The organism is Stratiformator vulcanicus, from assembly GCF_007744515.1.
Classification (GTDB): Bacteria; Planctomycetota; Planctomycetia; order Planctomycetales; family Planctomycetaceae; genus Stratiformator; species Stratiformator vulcanicus.
In genome coordinates, this window is sequence record NZ_CP036268.1 from 1,409,765 (window position 1) to 1,430,660 (window position 20,896).

The 20,896-nt window shown below is 59.1% G+C and carries 11 protein-coding genes; 5 read left to right on the plus strand and 6 right to left on the minus strand.

All coding sequences use genetic code 11. From position 1 onward, the window contains the following. Positions 1-85 precede the first annotated feature (85 nt). Positions 86-469, minus strand: coding sequence for an FHA domain-containing protein (locus Pan189_RS05330; protein ID WP_310821116.1), 384 nt, complete (start codon positions 467-469; stop codon positions 86-88). 386 nt (positions 470-855) lie between these two features. Here Pan189_RS05330 and ppdK point away from each other — a divergent pair, with 386 nt between their 5' ends. Further along, the gene (ppdK, locus tag Pan189_RS05335) at positions 856-3,603 is read left to right on the plus strand and encodes a pyruvate, phosphate dikinase (protein WP_145362920.1); all 2,748 of its coding nucleotides are present in this window, start codon (positions 856-858) and stop codon (positions 3,601-3,603) included. Positions 3,604-3,882: 279 nt separating this feature from the next. On the opposite strand, the gene Pan189_RS05340 is transcribed toward ppdK, so the two are convergent. Then, positions 3,883-7,359, minus strand: coding sequence for an Eco57I restriction-modification methylase domain-containing protein (locus Pan189_RS05340; RefSeq protein WP_145362921.1), 3,477 nt, complete (start codon positions 7,357-7,359; stop codon positions 3,883-3,885). Between the two features lie 591 nt (positions 7,360-7,950). On the opposite strand from Pan189_RS05340, the gene Pan189_RS05345 reads away from it, so the two are divergent. Beyond that, a complete protein-coding gene (locus Pan189_RS05345; RefSeq protein WP_145362922.1) occupies positions 7,951-8,436 on the plus strand; it encodes a hypothetical protein in 486 nt (161 codons plus the stop codon). Between the two features lie 25 nt (positions 8,437-8,461). On the opposite strand, the gene Pan189_RS05350 is transcribed toward Pan189_RS05345, so the two are convergent. The 4 genes from Pan189_RS05350 to Pan189_RS05365 form a co-directional block, all read right to left on the minus strand. Further along, positions 8,462-9,211: a DUF1559 family PulG-like putative transporter gene (locus tag Pan189_RS05350; RefSeq protein WP_310821118.1), complete on the minus strand. Its 750-nt coding sequence runs from the start codon at positions 9,209-9,211 to the stop codon at positions 8,462-8,464. Positions 9,212-9,416: 205 nt separating this feature from the next. After that, entirely contained in the window at positions 9,417-10,046 is a 630-nt protein-coding gene (locus Pan189_RS05355) for a LutC/YkgG family protein (RefSeq protein ID WP_145362924.1), read from the minus strand. A 48-nt stretch (positions 10,047-10,094) separates the two neighbouring features. After that, positions 10,095-11,555: a sulfatase gene (locus tag Pan189_RS05360; protein WP_145362925.1), complete on the minus strand. Its 1,461-nt coding sequence runs from the start codon at positions 11,553-11,555 to the stop codon at positions 10,095-10,097. Positions 11,556-11,711: 156 nt separating this feature from the next. Next, a complete protein-coding gene (locus tag Pan189_RS05365) occupies positions 11,712-13,712 on the minus strand; it encodes a vWA domain-containing protein (protein ID WP_145362926.1) in 2,001 nt (666 codons plus the stop codon). 915 nt (positions 13,713-14,627) lie between these two features. Here Pan189_RS05365 and Pan189_RS05370 point away from each other — a divergent pair. From Pan189_RS05370 to Pan189_RS05380, 3 genes are all read left to right on the plus strand, one after another. Further along, positions 14,628-15,962 carry an efflux RND transporter periplasmic adaptor subunit gene (locus Pan189_RS05370; RefSeq protein ID WP_145362927.1) on the plus strand — a complete coding sequence of 445 codons (1,335 nt, stop codon included), beginning with the start codon at positions 14,628-14,630 and terminating at the stop codon, positions 15,960-15,962. A gap of 135 nt (positions 15,963-16,097) precedes the next feature. Then, positions 16,098-19,655: an efflux RND transporter permease subunit gene (locus tag Pan189_RS05375; protein ID WP_145362928.1), complete on the plus strand. Its 3,558-nt coding sequence runs from the start codon at positions 16,098-16,100 to the stop codon at positions 19,653-19,655. Beyond that, positions 19,652-20,662 (plus strand): C45 family autoproteolytic acyltransferase/hydrolase, encoded by a 1,011-nt coding sequence (locus Pan189_RS05380; RefSeq protein WP_145362929.1) that lies wholly within the window; start codon positions 19,652-19,654, stop codon positions 20,660-20,662. The genes Pan189_RS05375 and Pan189_RS05380 overlap by 4 nt, the downstream gene beginning before the upstream one ends. Positions 20,663-20,896: the final 234 nt, after the last annotated feature.

A 20,896-nucleotide genomic window follows, 5' to 3' on the forward strand; every position in this document is an offset into this window, starting at 1 on the left:
CCCGCTGCAAAGGCAAGACTCGCCTCACACAAGCCCGCAGCGCAAGCAAGGGACGTAACCGGGCGAACGCCGTTCGATATCGTGCTCAAGCCGGGGTCGCACTTCCGGTCTGTTCCGGGACAGGCGGGAGCGGGATGTCAGCCGTCGTATTTTGCCCGCGACTGCCGCCATCATCTGGCCCCAGATGCACACGGTATTTCACGCTCGCAAAACCAAGCTCATCGCCCGGCAGCAGTGCGCCGCGTGTGATTCGTTGGCCGTTGACCTTGGTGCCGTTAGTGCTGCCCAGATCGCGGACGTAAAGCAGTCCATCCGTCTTGACGATGATGCAGTGCATTTTGGAGACGGCCGCTTGCGACAGAACCAGATCGCAAACGTCTTCGTTCCGCCCAACGACGGTGACGTCACTCTCGAGTCGTATTGGATCCCCGTGCAGGGGAATCAACTCCGCACGCATTTGCAGTCGCACCCCGAATAGATTTCCGTTCGATTGTCGAGGCGGCCAACGGTGGGGTCAAGCGCAGTCTTCGCAAACGGGTGATCCCAAGCCGAATTGGCATAAGCGCTTCCGCCCAATCGCTTCATCCGTCAGGGTCCAGTCGTCGCTTGATTCTCTGAAATTTCGCTGGTACGTTCAGCCCGCCGCAGGCGAATCGCGATCGGGTTCCGCGCACAGACTTCAACGCACGGAAGTTCCGAAACGTCAGCATCGTCGGGGCAGAGCGCACCCGTATGGGCCGGCGCACTTTGAACTTTCCACTATTTTTGCAGCCGTCTGGCCCTCCGACGTGCAATCAAGCACGAGCGGCACAATCGGCGAGGCGGCCCGAAGACCCTGCTAAGGATGCAAATTCGATGAGCGCGACGGCGACCGATACGAAGTACGTCTACTCGTTCGGCGGCGGCAAGGCCGACGGCGATACCACGATGAAGAACCTGCTCGGCGGCAAAGGTGCCAACCTGGCCGAGATGAGCAACATCGGCCTGCCCGTCCCCGCCGGCTTCACTATCACCACCGAACTCTGCACGTATTATTACGACCACGATCGAAGCTACCCGCCCGAATTGAAGGATCAGGTCGACTCTGCGATGAGGCAGATCGAAGAGGTCATGGGAGCCAAGTTCGGCGATTCCGAGAATCCGCTGTTACTCTCCTGCCGCTCCGGTGCCCGTGAATCGATGCCGGGCATGATGGACACGATCCTGAACCTCGGCCTCAATGACGAGACCGTTCAGGCCCTTGCGAAATCCTCCGGCAACGAGGCCTTCGCCTACGACAGCTATCGCCGCCTGATTCAGATGTACGGCGAAGTCGTGATGGGCATGAAGCCGCAGGCGAAGGAAGATCCCGATTACTTCGAAGACATTCTGGAAAAAAAGAAGCACGAGTTCGGTGTCGAGTTCGATTCGCAGCTCACCGCCGAGAACCTCAAAGAGGTCGTCGCGCAGTTCAAGGCGAAGGTCAAAGAAGTCACCGGCAAGGACTTTCCGACCGATCCCAACGAGCAGGTCTGGGGCGCGATCAGCGCCGTCTTCGGCAGTTGGATGAACGATCGCGCGATGGTCTATCGCCGCGAGTACGGTATCCCCCACGAATGGGGCACCGCCACCAACGTGCAGGCGATGGTCTTCGGCAACCTCGGTGACGACTGCGCAACCGGCGTGGGTCTTACGAGGGACTGTGCGATTGGCGAACCCGGATTCAACGGAGATTACTTGATCAATGCCCAGGGCGAAGACGTCGTCGCCGGCATCCGCGCTCCCAAACGGATCGAAGAAACCCTCGCCCAAGACATGCCCGAAGCCTACGAGCATCTGGACAAGATTGGGAAGACGTTGGAGCGGCACTACAAAGAAGTGCAAGATATTGAATTTACGGTCCAGAAGGGCCAGGTCTGGATGCTTCAAACCCGCAACGCCAAGCGGACCGGCTTTGCCGCGGTGAAGATCGCCGTCGACCTCGTCAACGAAGGACTCATCACCCCCGAAGAAGCCCTGCAGCCCAAGCGGGTCCCCGCCGACGGCCTCAACCAACTCCTCCAGCCGTTGTTCGACCCTTCCGCCAAAAAGCAGGCGAGCGAAGACGGTCACCTGCTCACCAAGGCCATCAACGCCGGACCGGGAGCCGCGACCGGGCAAATCGTCTTTCACGCCTCCGACGCCGAAGAGGAATACGAGAAAGACAAAAACGTCCAAATGATCCTCGTCCGCCGCGAAACCAGCCCGGAAGACCTCCGCGGCATGCGACTCGCCAAGGGCATCCTCACCGCCTTCGGCGGCGCCTCCTCCCACGCCGCCCTCGTCAGCCGACAGATGGGCAAAACCTGCATCGTCGGGGCCAGCGAGCTCGACATCGACTACCACGCCGGCACCGTCACCGTCGGCGACAAAGTCCTCAAAGCGGGCGATTGGATTTCGATCGACGGCTTCACCGGTGAGGTCTTCGAAGGCAAGGTCGACACCAGCGCCTCGGAGATCATCGAGGTCTTGATCAATAAGACCAAAAAGCCCGAAGACGCCCCCATCTATCAACGCTATTCGCAACTGATGGAATGGGTCGACAAGCACCGCACGCTCAACGTCCGGGCCAACACCGAAGCCGACGAAGCCGAAAAATCGGCCGCGTTCGGAGCCGAAGGCGTCGGCCTGTGCCGGACCGAGCACATGTTCTTCAGCCGCCTCGACGACATGCGCGAGATGATCCTCGCCACCGATCAGGCGACCCGCGAAGCCGCCGTCATGAAGCTCCTCCCCCACCAGAAGGAAGACTTCACCAAGCTCTTCGAAGCAATGGCCGGCAAGCCCGTCACCATCCGCCTGCTCGACCCGCCGCTGCACGAGTTCCTCTCGCACCACCACCTTGAGGAAGACCCCGACCTCGCCCACAAACTCGCCGACATGACCGGTAAGTCCAAAGAGGACATCCACCGTCGGGTCGAAGAATTGGCCGAGTCGAACCCCATGCTCGGCTTCCGCGGCTGCCGCCTCGGCATCGTCTACCCGGAGATCACCGCCATGCAGGCGCGGGCGATCTTCGAAGCCGCCTGCGAGCTGAAGAAAAGCGGCACCGAAGTCCTGCCCGAGGTCATGATCCCCCTCGCGGGCTTCGCCGCCGAATTCAAGAACCAGGCCAAGATCGTCCGCGAGACGGCGGCCAAGGTTTTCGAGGAGCAGGGCATCGAAATCCCCTACCTCGTCGGCACGATGATCGAGATCCCCCGCGCGGCCCTCACCGCCGACGAGATCGCCCAAGACGCCGAGTTCTTCAGCTTCGGCACCAACGACCTCACGCAGACGACGCTCGGCATGAGCCGCGACGACTACGGGCCGTTCATCACCAAATACCGCGAAGCCGACATCGTCCCCAACGACCCGTTCCAAACGGTCGATCAGTCGGGTGTCGGCAAGCTGATGAAAATCGGCATCGAGGGCGGCCGCGGCGTGAAGTCGGACCTCAAGATCGGCATCTGCGGCGAACACGGCGGCGACCCCAACTCCGTCATGTTCTGCCACCGCGCCGGACTGAACTATGTCAGCTGCAGCCCGTTCCGCATCCCCATCGCGAAACTAGCCGCCGCCCAAGTCGCCCTCCTCGCCGACTGAGGCACGGCCAAGACAAGCCGCGCACGCAGTAAGCGGATCGTCCGAGTGCGGGGCGAGAGGCAAGCGGCCAAAGGCCAGAGAAATGAAACAGCCTGCGACCACCGCCGCGGGCTGTTTTTCTATTTCGAACGCAGTGGTCTCACCCACCCGCGTGGCATGCCCACGGAACGTGGGCATGAGTGTGCGGCGTGCTCCCTATCACAACTCCAAGACCACGTAGACGCTCCTTCCCCCATGGCCACGTCCCGCGGCCATGCCACGCAGACGCACCCTTGATCGCTATTCCGGAAACGCCATCTCCGCGTGCTTTTGCAAAATTCGTTCGGCGACGCTGATTCGCATCGTCGGAAACTGAATCGGTGTGTGGATGCCCTTAAAAGTTGAGAGGATATACTCCGCGTCGTCGCGATCGATGCCATAGAGGTGGAAGTAGGCAGCGTCGAGGTCGGCCATCAGTTCGGCTCGCTCGGCGTCATCCCACTTATTAAGTCGGCCGCCATATTCCTTCTGAAAACTTCCCGACGTGAACCCGCAAGCATCGGCCAGCGGAAGCATGTCCTCGGCCGTGCAGCTTAATTTCAGCACCCGCTCACTGATCCACTCTTCAAGCGTAAAGCTGGTGTTCCACGGGCAGGGTTTGTCGTAGGTGTCGGGAGGGAGGATCGGCAATTGTTCGACGATGAAGAAATTCATATGGATGTGCCCTGCCTTTTGCTTTGCGACAAAATCCAAGGGGATACTGTTGAGATTCGCGAGAAGACAGGTAAGTCGAATGCATGAAAAACCATCAATGAACAGTAGCGGCGCAGTGTTAACAACGCCCACTGCGGGGATGAATGATGCGATAAATGTTCGTGTGTCTGTCGAACGTGTAATATCCCTGAAGGCAAGAAGAGCCGGGATGTCTGCGAGCGACACATTTTTTGAATTGATACACCACCTTGGTCTTACGAGAAACTCTGGATTTTGATGATCGGCATAAGATGTTTCGTAAGTTTGGCCTTGGTTGATCCAATTCGATTTCTCCATGAAAATGGTGCCGAAACGATGATCATAGGGCCGAAACATTTTGGCCTCATACAGCGGGACAAATCTATCCTTTCTTTTAACCCAATCGTGACTTCGTAGCACAAAGCCATTTTTTTTCAGCTCAATTGGTTCCACAAAAAGTTCTGAGTCGGTTGTTTGATTGAACAATCCTTGTCGGAAGTAAGCCGACCATTGATTTCCGGTGCTTCCCTTTCGCGTCTTGTCTATGAAGACCGGCGTTCTTCGATAGATATACTTCGTCACTTCTGCATCGCGCCGAGTTCGGAATATGGGGCAAGTCGACGTGTTAGGGTTAAGCATTGAAATATCTTTTCCCGTCAGTGCGACGTGCCGATTTCGATCGGCGATTTCATCAACCTTTTGAATGAAAAACACAAAATCGGCCTCGCGATTTCGGGTTTTACCTCCTGAAAAGACAAGTATGCAGAACTTGAAAGAAGCGTGAACATCTGGGAAGAATACTTTCTTGTTCTCAAAATCATAAAGTCGAATCAGTCGGCTCTCTTTCACAAGTTTAGCAAAAAAGTCTTTCGTGGTTTTTTCCGTTGCTATACCTGACGGAACTAAGAGTCCGGCCCGACCACGTATTGAGACAATTGACGTAGCCAACTCAGAGAAGACTGAATAACAGTTTGTCCGGCCTTTTCCGGTTAGCGGGTACTGGTTACTGCTTCGACAATATGTGCGTTGTGCATCGACTAAGCGTTTTGTTTCTAAGTACTGCCGAAAAAGTGCAGGGTTTTCTTCCTCAAGTGAGCTGACCAATTCTTTTCGTTTCGCGCCGGTCGTCGTGGTGGCGATTTCGGGTGCCGAAAGGGCAAAAAATTCACGTTCTGATAAATCCATCCGCTCCCACGGGGGATTGCCGATTACGCAGTCGAATCCCGCCTCCTCGCGATCGAAGACTTCGGGGAACCGCTCTTTCCAATCGAACGCCGCCGGATGGACTTCGGGGTCGTGGACGAGTGAATTGCCGTGGACAATGTTCTTGGAGAGCGTCGCCAACGTCTGCCCCGGCGTGGCGGAGCGAATCCACAGAGCGAGTTGGGTGATCTCGACCGCCTCGGGCGAGAGGTCGACGCCGTACAAATTGTCCTGCAGGATGTATCGCGGAATTTCGTCGAACTGCTTCGCGGCTTGCTTATCCCCGGCACGTTCCAGTTGACCAATGACTTCGCTATAGCGCTGCTCCAGTGAGTTGTAGGCCTGAAAGAGGAACGCCCCGCTGCCGCAGGCCGGGTCGACGACTTTCAGGTCTCGCAGAATTCGGAGACACTGCCGCCAGAAGTCAGCGTCGTCGGGATAGATGCCGCTCTTCGCTTCGTCCTCGGCGATGCCGAATTCGACGGCGGCGGCGACGAACCGCTCGTCGATCAGTTCGTCGACCGTGTATTTCACAATCCGGCTGGTCAGCTCCGCCGGAGTATAATAGATGCCCAGCCGTTTCCGCTTGGCCGACTGCGGCATCTGCGCGAACTTCTGAACCTTCTCCAAATCACCGCCGAACAGTCCCGACTCTTTTAATTTCTCCAACTCGGTGATCGACCGCTCGAACAGGTGCCCCAGCACGTCGAGGTTGACCTCGGCGGCGAAGTCGTACCCGCTGACCGCCTTAAAGAAGGTGGTCCAAGGATTGTCAGGAAGGTCGAGGCTGTCGACCTGATGCGCGGCGAATAGTCCGCCGTTATAGCGGGGGATATCGTAGGCCTGGCTGCCCTGATCGATAAAGCGGAACAGGTTTTTGAAGTTCTGCCACTTCGGGTTCGTGACCGCCTGAAACCCGGCCACCTTGAGCGCGTTGGGAATGGTGCCCTGCGGTAAGAGATGCCGGTCTTCGCAGAACGCGATGAAGATCACGCGATCGAACAGCCGCTGAGCCATCTCGATCGCAAGGTCGAGTTCGTGCCCTTCTTTAACATGCAGGTGCGAGATCAGGTCGGTGCGGTAACGCGAGTAGGTTTCATAAAGTTCGTCGCTAACCTCACGTTGACGTGTTTGTGATTTTTCGAGCAGATCGACGGTCCGCGGCCGACCGCCGGTCCACGCATCGACCAATCCCTGCCGGTTGAATGTCGCGTAGAAGCTTTTGAAGTTTCTCAGGTCCCGCAGTGATTGCAGCGTGTAGTGCTCGTAGACCCGTTTCGTCGAATTCCGCTCGTACAAACGGAAACTGACGATGTTGGAAACGATGCCCCAGCGGCATTCTGGCGGAGTATTGACGAGATAATCCCAGCACTGATCGACCGCGGTGCGCCCGTTGGAGCGATCCCGATCGAGGTGGACCGTCGGTCCCTTCAGTTCGACCACGCCGACCGGATTCACCGGCATTTCGGGCCGAAAAGAGCCGAAGACGGCATCGGGCGTCTGCCCGGAGATCGTGTGGTGCTGGATGCGCTGCCAGATTTCGGCCCCGTCGGTCGGGCCGGCATAGCCAAGGACATCGCCGAAGACTTCCGCGAGAAAGTCCCCCTGCATCTGAGTTTCTTTGAGCTTGGCCAGTTTGCCGGAGGCTTCGAGGTCAGCCCACTTTAGAATCGTTTTATGGGCCAGCTCGATCGTCGTTTCGTCCTTACGAAAATTGGCAAAGTGAACGGCGTCGCTGAGCAACTTCGGCAAGATGAGCCGATCGGTTTTCGGCTGGCGATCCGCGACCGGATTCTTCTCACTGAAGAGTTTCTTCGGCGGCGACTTCTTCTTTTTCGGCATGGTGTCGTGCTGCGGCGTCTGGCGGTGCGGATGCTAAGGAGAAAGTGTACCCACCGTCGCGCGATTTCGTGAGGGCACCACTACGCCACGTATAGTGTCTGCGGTAGCACACAGAAGGCATGGTCCCACAAGAACCCGAAACCAAGGGCTGAGTACCCACAGTCGGTCCGTTCGGTTCTGATTGTCACTCGTCACTTCTTTTTACTGACTCCTGACTTCTGACTCCTGACTCCTGACTCCTGTCTTCTCGAATCACAAAAAACGGGGGCGCCCCCTGGCGCGCAGTGTCGGTTCGGGCGGCGGGACGGAGAGAGAAGCCCGCCGTCACCGACCGATCTGTGGGAACCGGATGGAGCCTAGGACGGCCGGTTCCTCAACCGATCCGACTTGGTTGCGCGGGCGCGGCGCGAGGTGAGGGGGGAGAGGTTAGAGGTGAGTGGAGGGAGGAGACGGAAGTCAGAAGTTAGAAGTTAGGAGTCAGGAGCGAGCGTCGGGGGCTGGGAGCGTATTACGTCAATCGCTTCTCGTTTCTCGCTCATCGCTTCTCGGCCAGCATCGGCGCAACTCACTCTCATTGAGTGAGGTATCATGATGAATAAGAACGGTCAGAAAAGATCGAAGAAGAAGTACAGCCGCAAGTGGTTGATTTCGCGCGTGCGGAAGTGGGCCAAGACCGCCGAGCGCGTGACGATGGATCGGTTTTGCTTCGACCACAATATGTCGGTGCGATCCATTTATTACTACTTCCCCGGCGGCTGGCGGGAGTTGAAGCGGGAGGCGGGGCTTGATCCTAACCCGGCGACGCGGCAGCGCGACATCACCGACGAAGACATCATGGAGGCCTATCAGCAGGCAGCACAATTGCTCTGTCGGCACCCCTCGCTGAACGAGATCGAACGGCTGACGGGGATCAGTGTCTCCACGATTGCCAAACGGTTCGGGCCGCGACGAAAGGTCAAAGCCATCTGGCAGCACTTCGATAAGACCGGCGAAATTAATCGAGACGCGCAGCCGCCACCGGTCGTCGAAGACTTGTGGGGGCTGGCCCCGATCGAATCCCCGGGGCCATTTTATTAAGAGTGGCGCTGCCGAGCGTCATCTCTTAAAAATCTCCCACCTCTTCACCATCGTTCCGCAATATTAAACGTCGGGCAATTTCCGGGGAGAGTTTATCGGCGAGGAAACGCACGCTGCCGTCGGTAAGTGCCACCTGCCCGCCCCCTTCGTGAACGCTGCTTAGTCCGAAGCCTGGCGGACCTGAGTTTAATATCTGCGCCTCGTCGTAATAAAAATCTTGCGGCTCGGCCCAGGCGATGCCGGAGTCGGATCGCTCAAAGACAAGGAGCGTGTTCGACGTGCCGTCTGTGATGTCGTCTAACGCGATCTCGCGACCCGGCGGGAAGGCGGTGTCATCCCCGATATTAACCAGATAGTTCGTCTCCGATTCAAAGGTGTGCGGTGCCTGATGGCACTGAAACGCGATTAGGTCCGTATCGGTGATTCTCACATTCGCCGGGTCATTCCACGCTTTGTCAAAATTAAATTCATCGTAAAGCGCCGCCTGATCGAGATAGGGCAGCAGCATCGTCCTCCAACTGTGGCCCAGCCGACCGGTTGAGATCGGATACGCATGGGCCGGCAGCATTTTGTAGTTGTCATGATAATTGTGGAACGCCAGCCCGAGTTGCTTCAAGTGGTTCTTGCAATAGTTCCGCGGACCGCCGTCGCGGGTTTGCTGCGCCGCCGGAAGCAGTAGCGCGATCAACACGACGATGACAGCAGCGACGACCGCCACTTCCAGCTTGGTAAAGCCCGGCCGAGGATGCCGCTCGCTTCGTTCGCGAATGCTCATGCTTCGCATCTCCGTGTTGCGAATGACTAAGGCCGACGGCCGATCGACCGGTGGCAAATTAAGTGCATTCGTGCAGAATTACGGTTAAGCAGAGACTCAGGCGAGCAGAATTTCCCGTGGGAGCAATATTGCGTCTTAATATTATTTGAGACGAGCTCCGGTCGCTGACGCTCTCGGCTCGCCCTCAACTCTCGACTCTCAACGCTTAACTCTCAACCAAATAGACCGTCATCGATTTCGCGCCGTGGGCGCCGATGACGAGCGATTGTTCGATGTCGGCTGTTTTCGACGGGCCGGACATAAACAGGCCGAAGCCCGACTTGCGGAAGTCGGCGGGGGCATCGTCGAGGTCGGGGGCATCGGTCAGGCGGTCATAAGCCTGATGCATGTTGTGAATGATCTCGGACTTTGGCAGCACGATCGCGACGTGCTGAGCGAGAACGCAGATGACGCGATGCTTGGCCTTGCGCAGGTCGAGCCACACGGCCGCATTCTCGGCAACGCCGAAGCGGGCCGGAAGCAAGGCGAAGTCGACGTCGTCGAGCTGGTGCGGGTCGGCCACTTGATGAATGTCGATGGTCGGCGAGCCGGCTCCCTCGACGAGAGAGACTCGATTCTTCGCATCGGTGAACGCGGCATTTTCACCAAGCTTTTCGTCGATGCTTTCAATTGTCGGCACGGCGAAGAGCTCACCGCCGACCGAGTTTAATACCTCTTCAAACCGGGCGAGCGGGTCCTCGAACGTCAGCCAACGGGACTCGTCAAAGTCGGGGATATCGACCGCCTCGGTCAGGTGACGGCGAGTGGCGTTGAGGATTGTTTCGCGGCTGGGCATTTCGAAAGTCTGGCGTCGAGAGTTGAGGGTCGAGTGACATTCTTAATTTTACTTGCCATCGCCGCTGAGCCAAACGTGCTGGTGGGCTCGTTCGGGATCATAGTCGGGATTCGCTTTCGGAAGTTTCGCTCCGATGGTCTCCCGCCAGTTCTTCATCTGCCGGTGCAAGCGATCGGCAATTAGCGGGCGCTCGGGGGCGAGGTTCCATTCTTCTTCGATGTCTTGCTTTAGATTGTAGAGTTCGAGGGAACCGTCTTCGAAATTTTCGATGAGCTTCCAGTCGCCCGATCGCATTGCCGTACCGGGTCCGCCGCCGGGGTGGAAATGCGGGTAGTGCCAGTAGATCGCTTGGCGGTTGAGCTTCGTCTCATCGGGGCGGCGAAGCAATTCAGAAAGGTCGACGCCATCGATATCATCGGCGGTGTCCTCGCCCAGCATGGTCGAAATCGTCGGGAACCAATCGTGCGTGACGACCGGGACGCTGCATTCCGTGTTCGATGGCGTCACACCCGGTTGGCGGACGATGAGCGGGACACGCAGGCCGCCTTCGTAATATGATCCCTTGCCGCGTCTGAGCGGCCAGTTGTTGGTCACGTCGTCCCATCGACCGTAGTTCTTGCCGATGCCGCCATTGTCGCTGGTGAAGACGACGAGTGTCTCGTCGGCGATCCCGAGGTCGTCGAGGGTGTTGAGCAATCGCCCCACGCTGCGGTCGAGGGCGCCGACCATCGCGGCGTATTCGGCGTTGCGATGCCGTCGGGGGTTCGTGCGGCTAATCTTTCGCTCGTAATACTTAACGAGATCGTCCGGTCCTTCGATCGGCTTATGCACCACGTAATACCAAAGCGATAGCAGAAACGGTCGGTCTTTTGAGTCCTGCATGAACTCGACGGCGCGATCGGTCAGATAGTTGGTAAGATATTCGCCTCGCGTGACGTTCGGCAGGTCGATTCGATTCGGCAGGAAGAATCCGCCGGGCGGGAAGCCGGTCTCGATGCCGCCGACGTTAAGGTCAAACCCCTGATGCTGCGGGAAGTACCGATCATGGCCGAGGTGCCATTTGCCAAGGTGGGCGGTGCGATAGCCGGCATCAGCGACCAGTTCGGCGAGTGTCTCTTCCTCTAACTCAAGTTGCTCGGCGTTCGAGACCTCTTTCAATTTAGCGTGGGGCCGGACGTAGTCGGCCTTCCACGCGATCCAATCGGTGATGCCGAGCCGGGCGGGGTTCTTTCCGGTCAGCAGCGCCGCCCGCGTCGGAGAGCAACTGCTGGCGGAGGCATAGGCGTCGGTGAAGCGAATGCCCTGCGTGGCAAGCCGATCAAGATGCGGCGTCTCGTGCAGGTCACTGCCATAACAGCCGAGATCAGCCCAGCCGAGGTCGTCGGCCAACAGGAAGACGATATTCGGGCGGTCGCCGCGATTTCCGCGTTCGCCTGCGTTTGCAAGTGAGCCGTCGAAAACACACGCGATGACGACGGCAGCCGGCAAAACGATGGGGAAGCGAAGCATTCGGTTCTGCACGTTCGAATGAGCTGGATTCGTCGCGGGCGATCAATTGTGGCCTTGGCCTGCGATCGCAATTTGACGACGCTGATTACCTCCGATCGAATTTAGTCGTTCGCTGCAGGAATCAAAACCGCGGTCGGAGCTTCAACGCTCGGCCGCTCAGAGATTGGGTAGGCTGACCTTCGTCCCGCCGGAGGGAGGCGCTCCGCCTGCGGCGGGACGTGGCGGCGGAAGCTTCAATTGGCGGACGGCAATGCCGAGGCCCGTCCCCAGTTCTTTCGCAGCGAGCAATTCCCAGGGAGTGCCGCGATGCTCGGATACGCAGCGGTTGAGCAAATCGCTGACTTCGGTTGCCCGATCGGCATTCTTAGAAGTGCTCAACAGCGTCCGCGAGGGAAGGAACGACACGTAATTAGCATTCGGATCGAGACCGCCCCGGGTGAGCGTCAACGCGGCGACGCGGTACTCTTCGATCCTGAGCAGCGTTGCGAGCAAACGGCCGCGGCTGTAATCGTACCAGGCCCGCCAGCGTGGCGACTGTTCGGCTTCGTAAAGCTCCTGAGCGTTTTCGATCTGCAGTTCTTCCAAAGCCTGCAAGACGACCTGCTCGGAACGTGCGAGCCGCGTCAGCTCCGCCTGGAGTTGCAGCGGGAGTTGAATCTTCATCATGGCGGGCGTGACCTGATTACCGCCGAATGCCATCTGCGGCGTTCGCACGGTCGATTCGGTCCACGTGACTTCGACCGCGCGGACGATGGCTCGCCGGAGGCGAAGGCTTTCGTCGGAATAGAGTTCGTCGCGGACGAACGAGAAGCGACGATAGTCGGGCAGGTACTCGCGCAGAGATTCCAGATCGTACGGCGGGCGGTCGCCTGCGCGATCGAAAATGGTGTAGCTGCCGCCGGTCTGCGCTGAGAGGCGAACGAGGGCGTACGGTGGGAAGCCCGAGAGCAGCGAATCGAGATTGCTGCCCCCTTGCCAGATCGGCTGCCCCGGCGGGTGATACGGGCCCTGGTAGGCCTCGTCATAGTCGGGAGGGATCCCCCGGAACCAATAGGGCAGCCGGACACGTTGCGGGAACGAGGTATCGGGACCTCGTGAGACCGGGAGATGAAACAGTTGCCCGGTTTCCGGCGCGACGTATCCGTGATAGCCGCGCTGCTGCCCGAGGACCGCCGATGGCCCGACGACCGAGACGGTCACGCCGAAGCGAAGACAGTCGGCAATGGTGTCTTCGAGTAGGAGATAGTCATCGCCCGACTCGTCGGTCCAGACGACGATATGCAGATTCTTCTGAGCGTTCGGACCGCTCGCCTTGAATCTCTTGATCACACTGCGCACGGCGCTGAAGGTGTTTTCGGCTCCGCTATGATCGATCGGCACCTGCAAGAACGAGTTCATCGCGACCCGACCGCGGGGCGTCGGCGGCTGAAGGACATTGATACCTCTTCCGAATCCGACGACGGCATGTAAGAGCAATGAGGCCTCGGCTTGGCGATCTTCGACGCTGCCTTTCGACTCTCTTCGCGCCGCTTCGGCCCGGCGGAAGTTGTTTTCGATGGCCACCATTTCGGGCAGCATGGCCTCGGCCATGTGGGCCAACTCTTCCTGCATGCTGATCGATTGGTCGAGCATCCATACGACGAGCGTGTCGCCTTGCTCGAGGGTGCCGCGGAGTCCGGCGGTCACATGCCCGGCCGTGCCAGCCGGGGTTACGGCCTGTTCGAGCACAACCTTTGCGGGGACGGCTCCATTCGCGCCGGACAGTCTGCCCGCTCCAGGGCGGCCCACTTGCTGATTCAACTCGGAAGGGTCGACGTTCAAGAATTGCTGCGGAGCCGTCGCTTCACCAAACTCATAGCGAATCGCGGGCGTCGCCGTCGCAACGGCGAGCGATGCCGCGCCGGAGCCGGACGAGCGAAACGAGACGGCCTCGTCGGTGTTTGCCGACATCTCCGTCATGATGACCGGTAGGTCGTCTCGGCGATCGGGGTCGGCCCAGGCTGAGACGACTTTGAAATCTTCAGGGCTCAAAATTGCAGGTAACGCGATGGCCGAAAGCAAAAGCAGCACGACGAAGTGCAGTGCCAGCGACAGACCCCACGCCGAGGCGTTTCGCGTCTGCTTGATGCCGTGGGTCAAGCCGGCGAAATAGCTCATTCACATTCCTCGCCGGTGGCTTTGCGTTTGAGCGATCGATCGATGAGTGCGTGTCCGGGCTGCATCAAAACCGACAGTCGGAAACTCGGGAGCATTTGTCGCCTACCGGATTGTCTGTATTCGATCGCGAAGGTCAACAACCAATTGAAGCCGGTGGTGGTGTGTCAGTTTCGAAAGAGTATTTTTGTACTTCTTGGGTGGCCGGGGACGGCGTTTTCGCCGCCCCCGGAACGCGCACTCGCAATTTCGGATTGCTTGACGAAGGCGTTGCCGAACACAAGTTCCCTGTGGGCGTCGTAAAGGTGTCGTCCACAGCCACCCTTCTGGTCTTCTGGTCCGTGCGAACCGATCCACTGCAAAGCTGACGTGCGATATCCGCTGCAATAGGCAGAGATTCTCCTAGAAGCGATTTCAATACCAGCCGGAGGCGCCAGCCGATGGTCGATCGACGAGTGATTTTCCCGACGGCTCGCGCCTCGGGCTTGTATGTTGGGCGATTTGATACCGCTTCTAGTGTTACCGCGCAGCGCGTCTGCGTAACCGGAAACGCGAGCGTCGTTTCGTTCTCCACACCTATCGTCGCCCAATTTGGCAATTTGTTTCTCTTTGTCGCGGGGCCGTGAGAGGTTGGAGGACCGGTGGCACCACCGACTCTTGGATTTACGCCTGCCAGAGCCGCCTCGTTGCGCTACGATGAAGAGATCGACGGAATCGTCGCGAATGCCGGGCGAACCAGACGTTTTTTCATCGCGGGTCTCGCCTTCAGCCTTGGTTGTGCAACGATCGCGCGACATTGATCGACCTGCCGCGTGCACTGCTGTAGATTGAAGTGTTGCCCAGCGTTCGGCGGATCTGGCTTGAATGCAAAAACGACTATCGATTCTAAGTTTATCCAAATTTTGACAGGGCTCTTGAATGGTGCGGCAAAGCATTGATTTCAGCGCAGCGATGGTCGCAGTCGTGTTGGTCGGCTCGATCGGTTTCGCGCAACCCCCGGCGGCGATCGTTGAAGTGGGCCGGGTCACGTCGCAGGACTTGTCGGAAGGTCGCAGCTACGTGGCGACGGTTATGCCGACCAAGTCGGCAGTCATCGGCAGCGCCGTCGATGGCCGAGTCGTCGAATTTCTGATCAATGAAGGAGACCGCGTCGAAAAAATGCAGCCGCTGGCGCGACTGCTGACGGAGACGATCAAGAAGGAATTGGAGGCCGAGCAGGCTGAGCTCGCACTGCTGAAGCAGGAATTGAATGAGCTTAAGAACGGCAGCCGACCGCAGGAGATCGAACAGACGCGGGCCGACATGGCCGCTAAGAAATCGACGTGGGATTTCTATCAGGGACGCCTTGATCGATTTGAGCAGCTCTATCGCCGTGGCGGCGGTGCCGTGACGGAAGACCAACTGCAGGAGACATCGTCTCAGGCATCGGCCGCAGCTGAAAACTACGCGATGGCTAAGGCGACCCATGAGCTAACGATTGAGGGGCCACGAACCGAACGCATCGCACAGGCCGAGGCGCGGGTCGCCAAGCAGCAGGCCGTCGTTGATCGGATCAAAGATCAGATCACAAAGCACACGATGATCGCCCGCTTCGCCGGCTATATCGCTGCCGAGCACACCGAGGAGGGCGCGTGGGTCAGCCGGGGTGATCCCGTTGCCGAGGTCGTGGCGCTCGACGAGGTCGACGTGCTGGCAAATATCGTGGAAAACGATGTCGCAAATTTGCGAGCGGGTGCGGCGGCAAGAGTGGAAGTCCCGGCCCTAAAGCAAACGCTGTGGACCGGTGAGATCGTGCATATTGTTCCGCGGGCTGATCCGCGGTCTCGGACCTTTCCGGTAAAGATTCGTGTCTCAAATAAAATTGAGGACGGTTTGCCGGTGCTCAAGGCGGGGATGATCGCCCGCGTGACACTTCCCACCGGCCCCGAAGAGAACACGCTGTTGGTTCCCAAAGACGCATTGGTATTGGGTGGGCCGCAGCCGATGGTGTGGGTCGTTGATCCCGAAGGCGGCGATCCGAAATCGGGCAAAGGGTCCGTTCGCGCGGTGCCGGTGAAATTAGGCGTCTCCGACGAAGGACGCATCGGCGTGACCGGAGAACTCAAGGCGGGCGAGATCGTGGTCTCGCGCGGCAATGAACGGATCATTCCGCCGCGGCCGGGCCAGCCCTCGCTGGTACGCTGGAACACGAAGTCGGCACGCAACGACGATGAAAATAGCCCGACGCGCAAGCGAGGGGCGAATAATCAATAGCCCGACGCGCAAGCGAGGGACGGTATCGAAGACTTCGTAGCTTTCTGCGGTCGGAAACTTTTCGATCAAATCCCGTGCTGGCGCTGCGGGCTTGTTTCAGTGGCAACGATTGCGAATTGAAGATCGAGTGAAGGCATGAACTTAATTCACGCGTTTGTGACGAACCCGATTAAGGTGGCGGTGGGCGTGCTGCTGTTTGCGCTCTTCGGCACGATCGCGTTGTTCCAAATGCCGTTGCAGCTCACCCCGGAGGTGCAAACGCCAACGATCACCGTCACGACGCGTTGGCCGGGGGCGAGTCCGCAGGAGATCGAACGCGAAATCATCATCGAGCAGGAAGAGCAGCTCAAGAGCGTCGAGAACCTGAAGAAGCTCTCTTCCGAGAGCAGCGACTCGCGGGGCACCGTTACGCTGGAATTCATCGTCGGTACGAATCTGGACCGCGCGATCGTCAACGTAATCAGCCGACTCGAACAGGTGGCGGAGTATCCGGAAGATGCCGACAAGCCGGTGATCGAGACGGCGAACGCGAACGATCGCCCGATCGCTTGGTTCATCCTCTCTCCGAACTTCACGACCGATGACGAATTGGCGACGTTTCAGGCGGCGCATCCGGATGTCGATGAAGAGCTGCAGCAGATTCGCGATGCCTTCAACCCCGGTCTGGCAATGCTGCGGTTGCGGCGTCTCGCTGACAAATATCCCGCCGCCAAGGAGCTGCTTCCGCCCCCCGAACTGGAAGTGACGAAGCTGCGCCGATTCGCCGAGGATGAAATTGAAGCTCGATTCGAGCGGGTCGAGGGCGTCTCTCAGGCAAACGTGCTGGGCGGGTTGGAAGACGAATTGCAGGTGATCGTCGACGGCGAACGCCTGGCCGCGCGAGAGCTGACGATCCCGCAGGTGCGGAACGTGTTGCGCGGGCAAAATGACGACGTCTCCGGCGGCGATTACTGGGAAGGCAAGAGGCGATACGTCGTGCGAACGCTCGGGCAGTTCCGATCCCCCGAACAGGTCGCGAATCAATTGCTCGCGGTGCGCGATGGCCAACCCGTCTATGTCAGTGACGTCGCCGAAGTCGAACTCGGCTACAAGAAGCCGGACGGTTTCGTGCGGCGCTATGGGGAGTCGAGTATCGCGCTGAATGCGCTGCGCGAGACCGGCGCGAACGTGATCGATGTGATGGCGGGGCTGCAGGGCGTGCGGGACGAGTTAAATGAAGGGCTGCTCGCCGAGCGCGGGCTGACGCTGACTCAGGTTTATGACGAGACCGAATACATCGAATCATCGGTCCGGCTGGTGCAGCAGAATATTTTCATCGGCGGGGCGCTCACGATGATCGTCCTGATGCTCTTCTTGCACCTCGGGGTCCGGTCGCTGATCGTGATCCCGATTATCGCGGTCACGGCCGTGCTCTCTGCCACCGTGTCGCCCTACTTCTTCATTATTTCGATCGCATTGGTCATTGCCGCCGGCTTCTGGTTTGCTCGCGGTGCGCTGGTCGTCGGCTTGGCGATTCCGACGAGTATCATCGGGACGTTCTTAATTCTGGAAACCTTGGGGCGCTCGCTGAACGTGATCAGTCTCGCGGGGATGGCGTTCGCGGTGGGGATGCTCGTCGACAACGCGGTCGTCGTGCTGGAGAACATCTTCAGGCGGCATGCGGAACTCGGGGAGAAGCCGTTTCAAGCCGCCGTGCGCGGGACCGCTGAAGTCTGGGGTGCGGTCTTCTCATCAACGCTCACGACGGTAGCGGTCTTCCTGCCGATCGTCTTCGTCGAACAGGAAGCGGGGCAACTGTTTCGCGATATCGCGCTGGCGATCAGCGGAGCGGTCGGACTGTCGCTGCTGGTCTCGATCACGCTCATTCCGACGCTCTCGGCCCGACTGATTACCGAGGGGGAGCGCCCCGCGAAAGCAGATGGTACCGCAGCCCGAATCGGCAATGCGATTGTCTTCCCGATTACGAAATTAGGATCGGGATTTGTTGCCGTGATCGTCGGCATCAACGCGTGGATGCAGCGCGGCTCGATCGCCCGCATCGCGATGATCGCATTGCTTGTCGGTAGTTCGCTCGTGGGGACGGCGCTGTTGCTTCCGAAGGCGGAATACCTGCCGACGGGAAATCGCAATCTGGTGTTCGGAATTTTGTTGCCGCCGCCCGGCTACAACATTCAGGAACTCAGCAACATGGGTGAGACGGTCGAAAATGCCCTCAAACCCTACTGGGACGTCGATCCCGAAAGTGCCGAAGCGCAGCAGCTCGACTATCCGGTCGTCGGTGATTTCTTTTATGTCGCCCGCAATCGCAGCGTCTTTCTCGGACTGCGGGCCTATGAACCGATGCGAGTCGGAGAGCTCGTGCCGCTGGTGCAGAAGGTCGGTTCGCAATTGCCGGGCACATTTGCGGTAGCCAAGCAGTCGAGTTTGTTCGAGCAGGGGCTCACGGCCGGGCGCACGATCGATGTCGAGATTACGGGGCCCGATCTGACCAAACTCGTGCAGCTCGGCGGGCAGGCGTTCGGAAAGGTGCGGCAGGTCATGCCGACGGCGCAGGCCCGGCCGGTGCCGAGTCTCGATCTCTCAAGCCCCGAACTGCACGTGAAGCCCAAGCTGCTGCAAGCGGCGCAGATGGGCTTTAACGCCGTCGATCTCGGATACACCGTCGATGCACTCGTCGACGGCGCCTACGCGGGCGACTACTACCTCGACGGCGACAAGATCGATCTGCGGATCGTCGGCGAGACCGAACTGGCGAGTCGATCTCAGGATGTCAGGTCACTCTCCATCTCGACCCCGCAGGGCTTTCTGGTGCCGCTCGAAGCGCTCGCGACCGTGGAACTCGCCAGTGGTCCGGAGCAGATCAATCACCGCGAGCGCGTCCGGGCGATCACGATTGAAGTCTCGCCTCCGCCGGAGATGGCGCTCGAAGACGCCATGGAACTGATCAATCAGGAGATCGTTGCTCCCCTGCGGGAATCGGGGCAGCTCAAAGGCGGCTATCGCATCACGTTAGCCGGCACGGCGGACAAGTTGACCGAGGCCTGGAACTCGATTTGGATTAATCTGCTGATCGCGCTGGTCATCACATATCTGCTGATGGCGGCGTTGTTCGAGTCGTGGCTTTATCCCGTCGTGATCATCTTGAGCGTCCCGCTCGGCGCGGTCGGAGGATTTGTTGGCTTGCGGGTGTTGAATTTGTTTGTCCTGCAACCTCTCGACGTGCTGACGATGTTGGGCTTCGTGATTCTGATCGGCACGGTGGTCAATAACCCGATTCTGATCGTCCACCAATCGCTGAACCTGATTCGGGAAGGCAGCCTCGCGCCGCATCAGGCGATCCTCGAAAGCGTGCGAACCCGCATTCGACCGATCTTCATGACGACATTGACGACGGTATTGGGGCTGCTGCCACTGGTCTGCTTCCCCGGGGCGGGCAGCGAATTATATCGCGGTCTTGGTTCGGTCGTGTTGGGCGGATTGATCTTCTCGACCATCTTCACGTTGCTGTTGGTCCCGGCAATGTTTCGGGTCGTGCTCGATCTGAAGGAATGGGTCGGTGCGAAGGTCGGCGTGTCAGGTGACATTGCGACCGAAGCCGAGCGGAACCAAGCGACGAATGCCGAATTGGTCGATCGCTACGATGCGGAGCAGCTTGACCGGGAAGGCCGCGCCGATGAGGTGCGTGTGAAGTGAGCGACGCGCCTTGGATTGTTGCGCCGCAGGTCGAGCTTGATCTCCGCAGACGTCTCGTCGATCAGGTGGAGGCATTTCCGCCGGAGTTGATCGAGCGCGGACGCCAATTGCTTCAGAGCATCTGGAGCGAACTACCGAAAAAAGCGTTGAAGCTTGCGCCGCTGATTCACCTGCGGACCGGTTTTCTATTCCGTCGAGAGGCAGCCGCGTACGCGAAAGCGGTGGGCGTCGATCCGCGGGAAATCATCGTTGCGAATATCATTTACGATCTGGCGTTGTCGCAAATGGGTTGCTCGAGCGCAGCGATCGCGACGCCCGACGGACCGGTCCTCGCCCGCAATATGGATTGGTTGCCGGAAGGCCCGCTTGCCCGCGCGACGGCGACGATCAGGTTGACGTTGAAGAACGGTGCTAAGATCACGCACGCTGGCTTTCCGGGGTCTATCGGTGTCGTCACTGGGATGTCGAGCCGGGGGTTTGCCATCGCTCTGAACGCGGTCCCGGCCCCGGGTGGAACCGATCGGCTCGGCTATCCCGTGCTGCTGCTCATTAGAAAAGTTTTGGAAGGCGCCTCAACGTTCGCAGCCGCGGTGCAGCGTCTATCAAAGACGCGGCTGACCTCGGGGGCGGTCTTCACGGTCGTCGGTCGACAGAACTCGGAGCGCGTGGTGATCGAACGCGGACCGCGGGTGTTTGCGCTGCGACGGCCAGAAGGGGATGAACCGCTGGTGGCGACGAATCACTTTCGCGTTCTGTTCCCCGACATGCTGCCGGCAGCGAACAACGATCTGCAGATCGCTGGCGCGAATGCCGGCCGGTATCACTGTCTGCTTCAGAGCTTGCCGGACGATTCGCAACGTCACAGTGATGAGGCCTTGCTGTATCGCCTGAGCGATCCGGGTGTGATTCAGGACTACACGGCTCAGCATGTGATCGCACGGCCTTACGCGGACGAGTTTCGGACGTGGGTTCCGCAGAGATTGCAGAGCGCCTCAAGCGAGTCATGAATACTTCGTCGCGACACGCGTTCGGTTTTTGAGAAGTCGAATCCGGTTGATGGTGTCCCTTGCTTGCGCTGCGGGCTTGTTGATGTAAAATCCTCTCGCCTCTCGCCTCTCGCCTCTCGCCTCTCGCCTCTCGCCTCTCGCCTCTCGCCTCTCGCCTCTCGCCTCTCGCCTCTCGCTTCAACAACGCAACAAGGGCGGCTCCGTCGTGGAACCGCCCTTGTGCTGATTGTCGCC

What these genes read in the sequence shown, in the direction of transcription:
- ppdK (WP_145362920.1), top strand. Translation starts at nt 856, where the DNA reads ATGAGCGCGACGGCGACCGATACGAAGTACGTCTACTCGTTCGGCGGC.
- Pan189_RS05340 (WP_145362921.1), bottom strand. Translation starts at nt 7,359, where the DNA reads ATGCCGAAAAAGAAGAAGTCGCCGCCGAAGAAACTCTTCAGTGAGAAG.
- Pan189_RS05345 (WP_145362922.1), top strand. Translation starts at nt 7,951, where the DNA reads ATGAATAAGAACGGTCAGAAAAGATCGAAGAAGAAGTACAGCCGCAAG.
- Pan189_RS05350 (WP_310821118.1), bottom strand. Translation starts at nt 9,211, where the DNA reads ATGAGCATTCGCGAACGAAGCGAGCGGCATCCTCGGCCGGGCTTTACC.
- Pan189_RS05355 (WP_145362924.1), bottom strand. Translation starts at nt 10,046, where the DNA reads ATGCCCAGCCGCGAAACAATCCTCAACGCCACTCGCCGTCACCTGACC.
- Pan189_RS05360 (WP_145362925.1), bottom strand. Translation starts at nt 11,555, where the DNA reads ATGCTTCGCTTCCCCATCGTTTTGCCGGCTGCCGTCGTCATCGCGTGT.
- Pan189_RS05365 (WP_145362926.1), bottom strand. Translation starts at nt 13,712, where the DNA reads ATGAGCTATTTCGCCGGCTTGACCCACGGCATCAAGCAGACGCGAAAC.
- Pan189_RS05370 (WP_145362927.1), top strand. Translation starts at nt 14,628, where the DNA reads ATGGTGCGGCAAAGCATTGATTTCAGCGCAGCGATGGTCGCAGTCGTG.
- Pan189_RS05375 (WP_145362928.1), top strand. Translation starts at nt 16,098, where the DNA reads ATGAACTTAATTCACGCGTTTGTGACGAACCCGATTAAGGTGGCGGTG.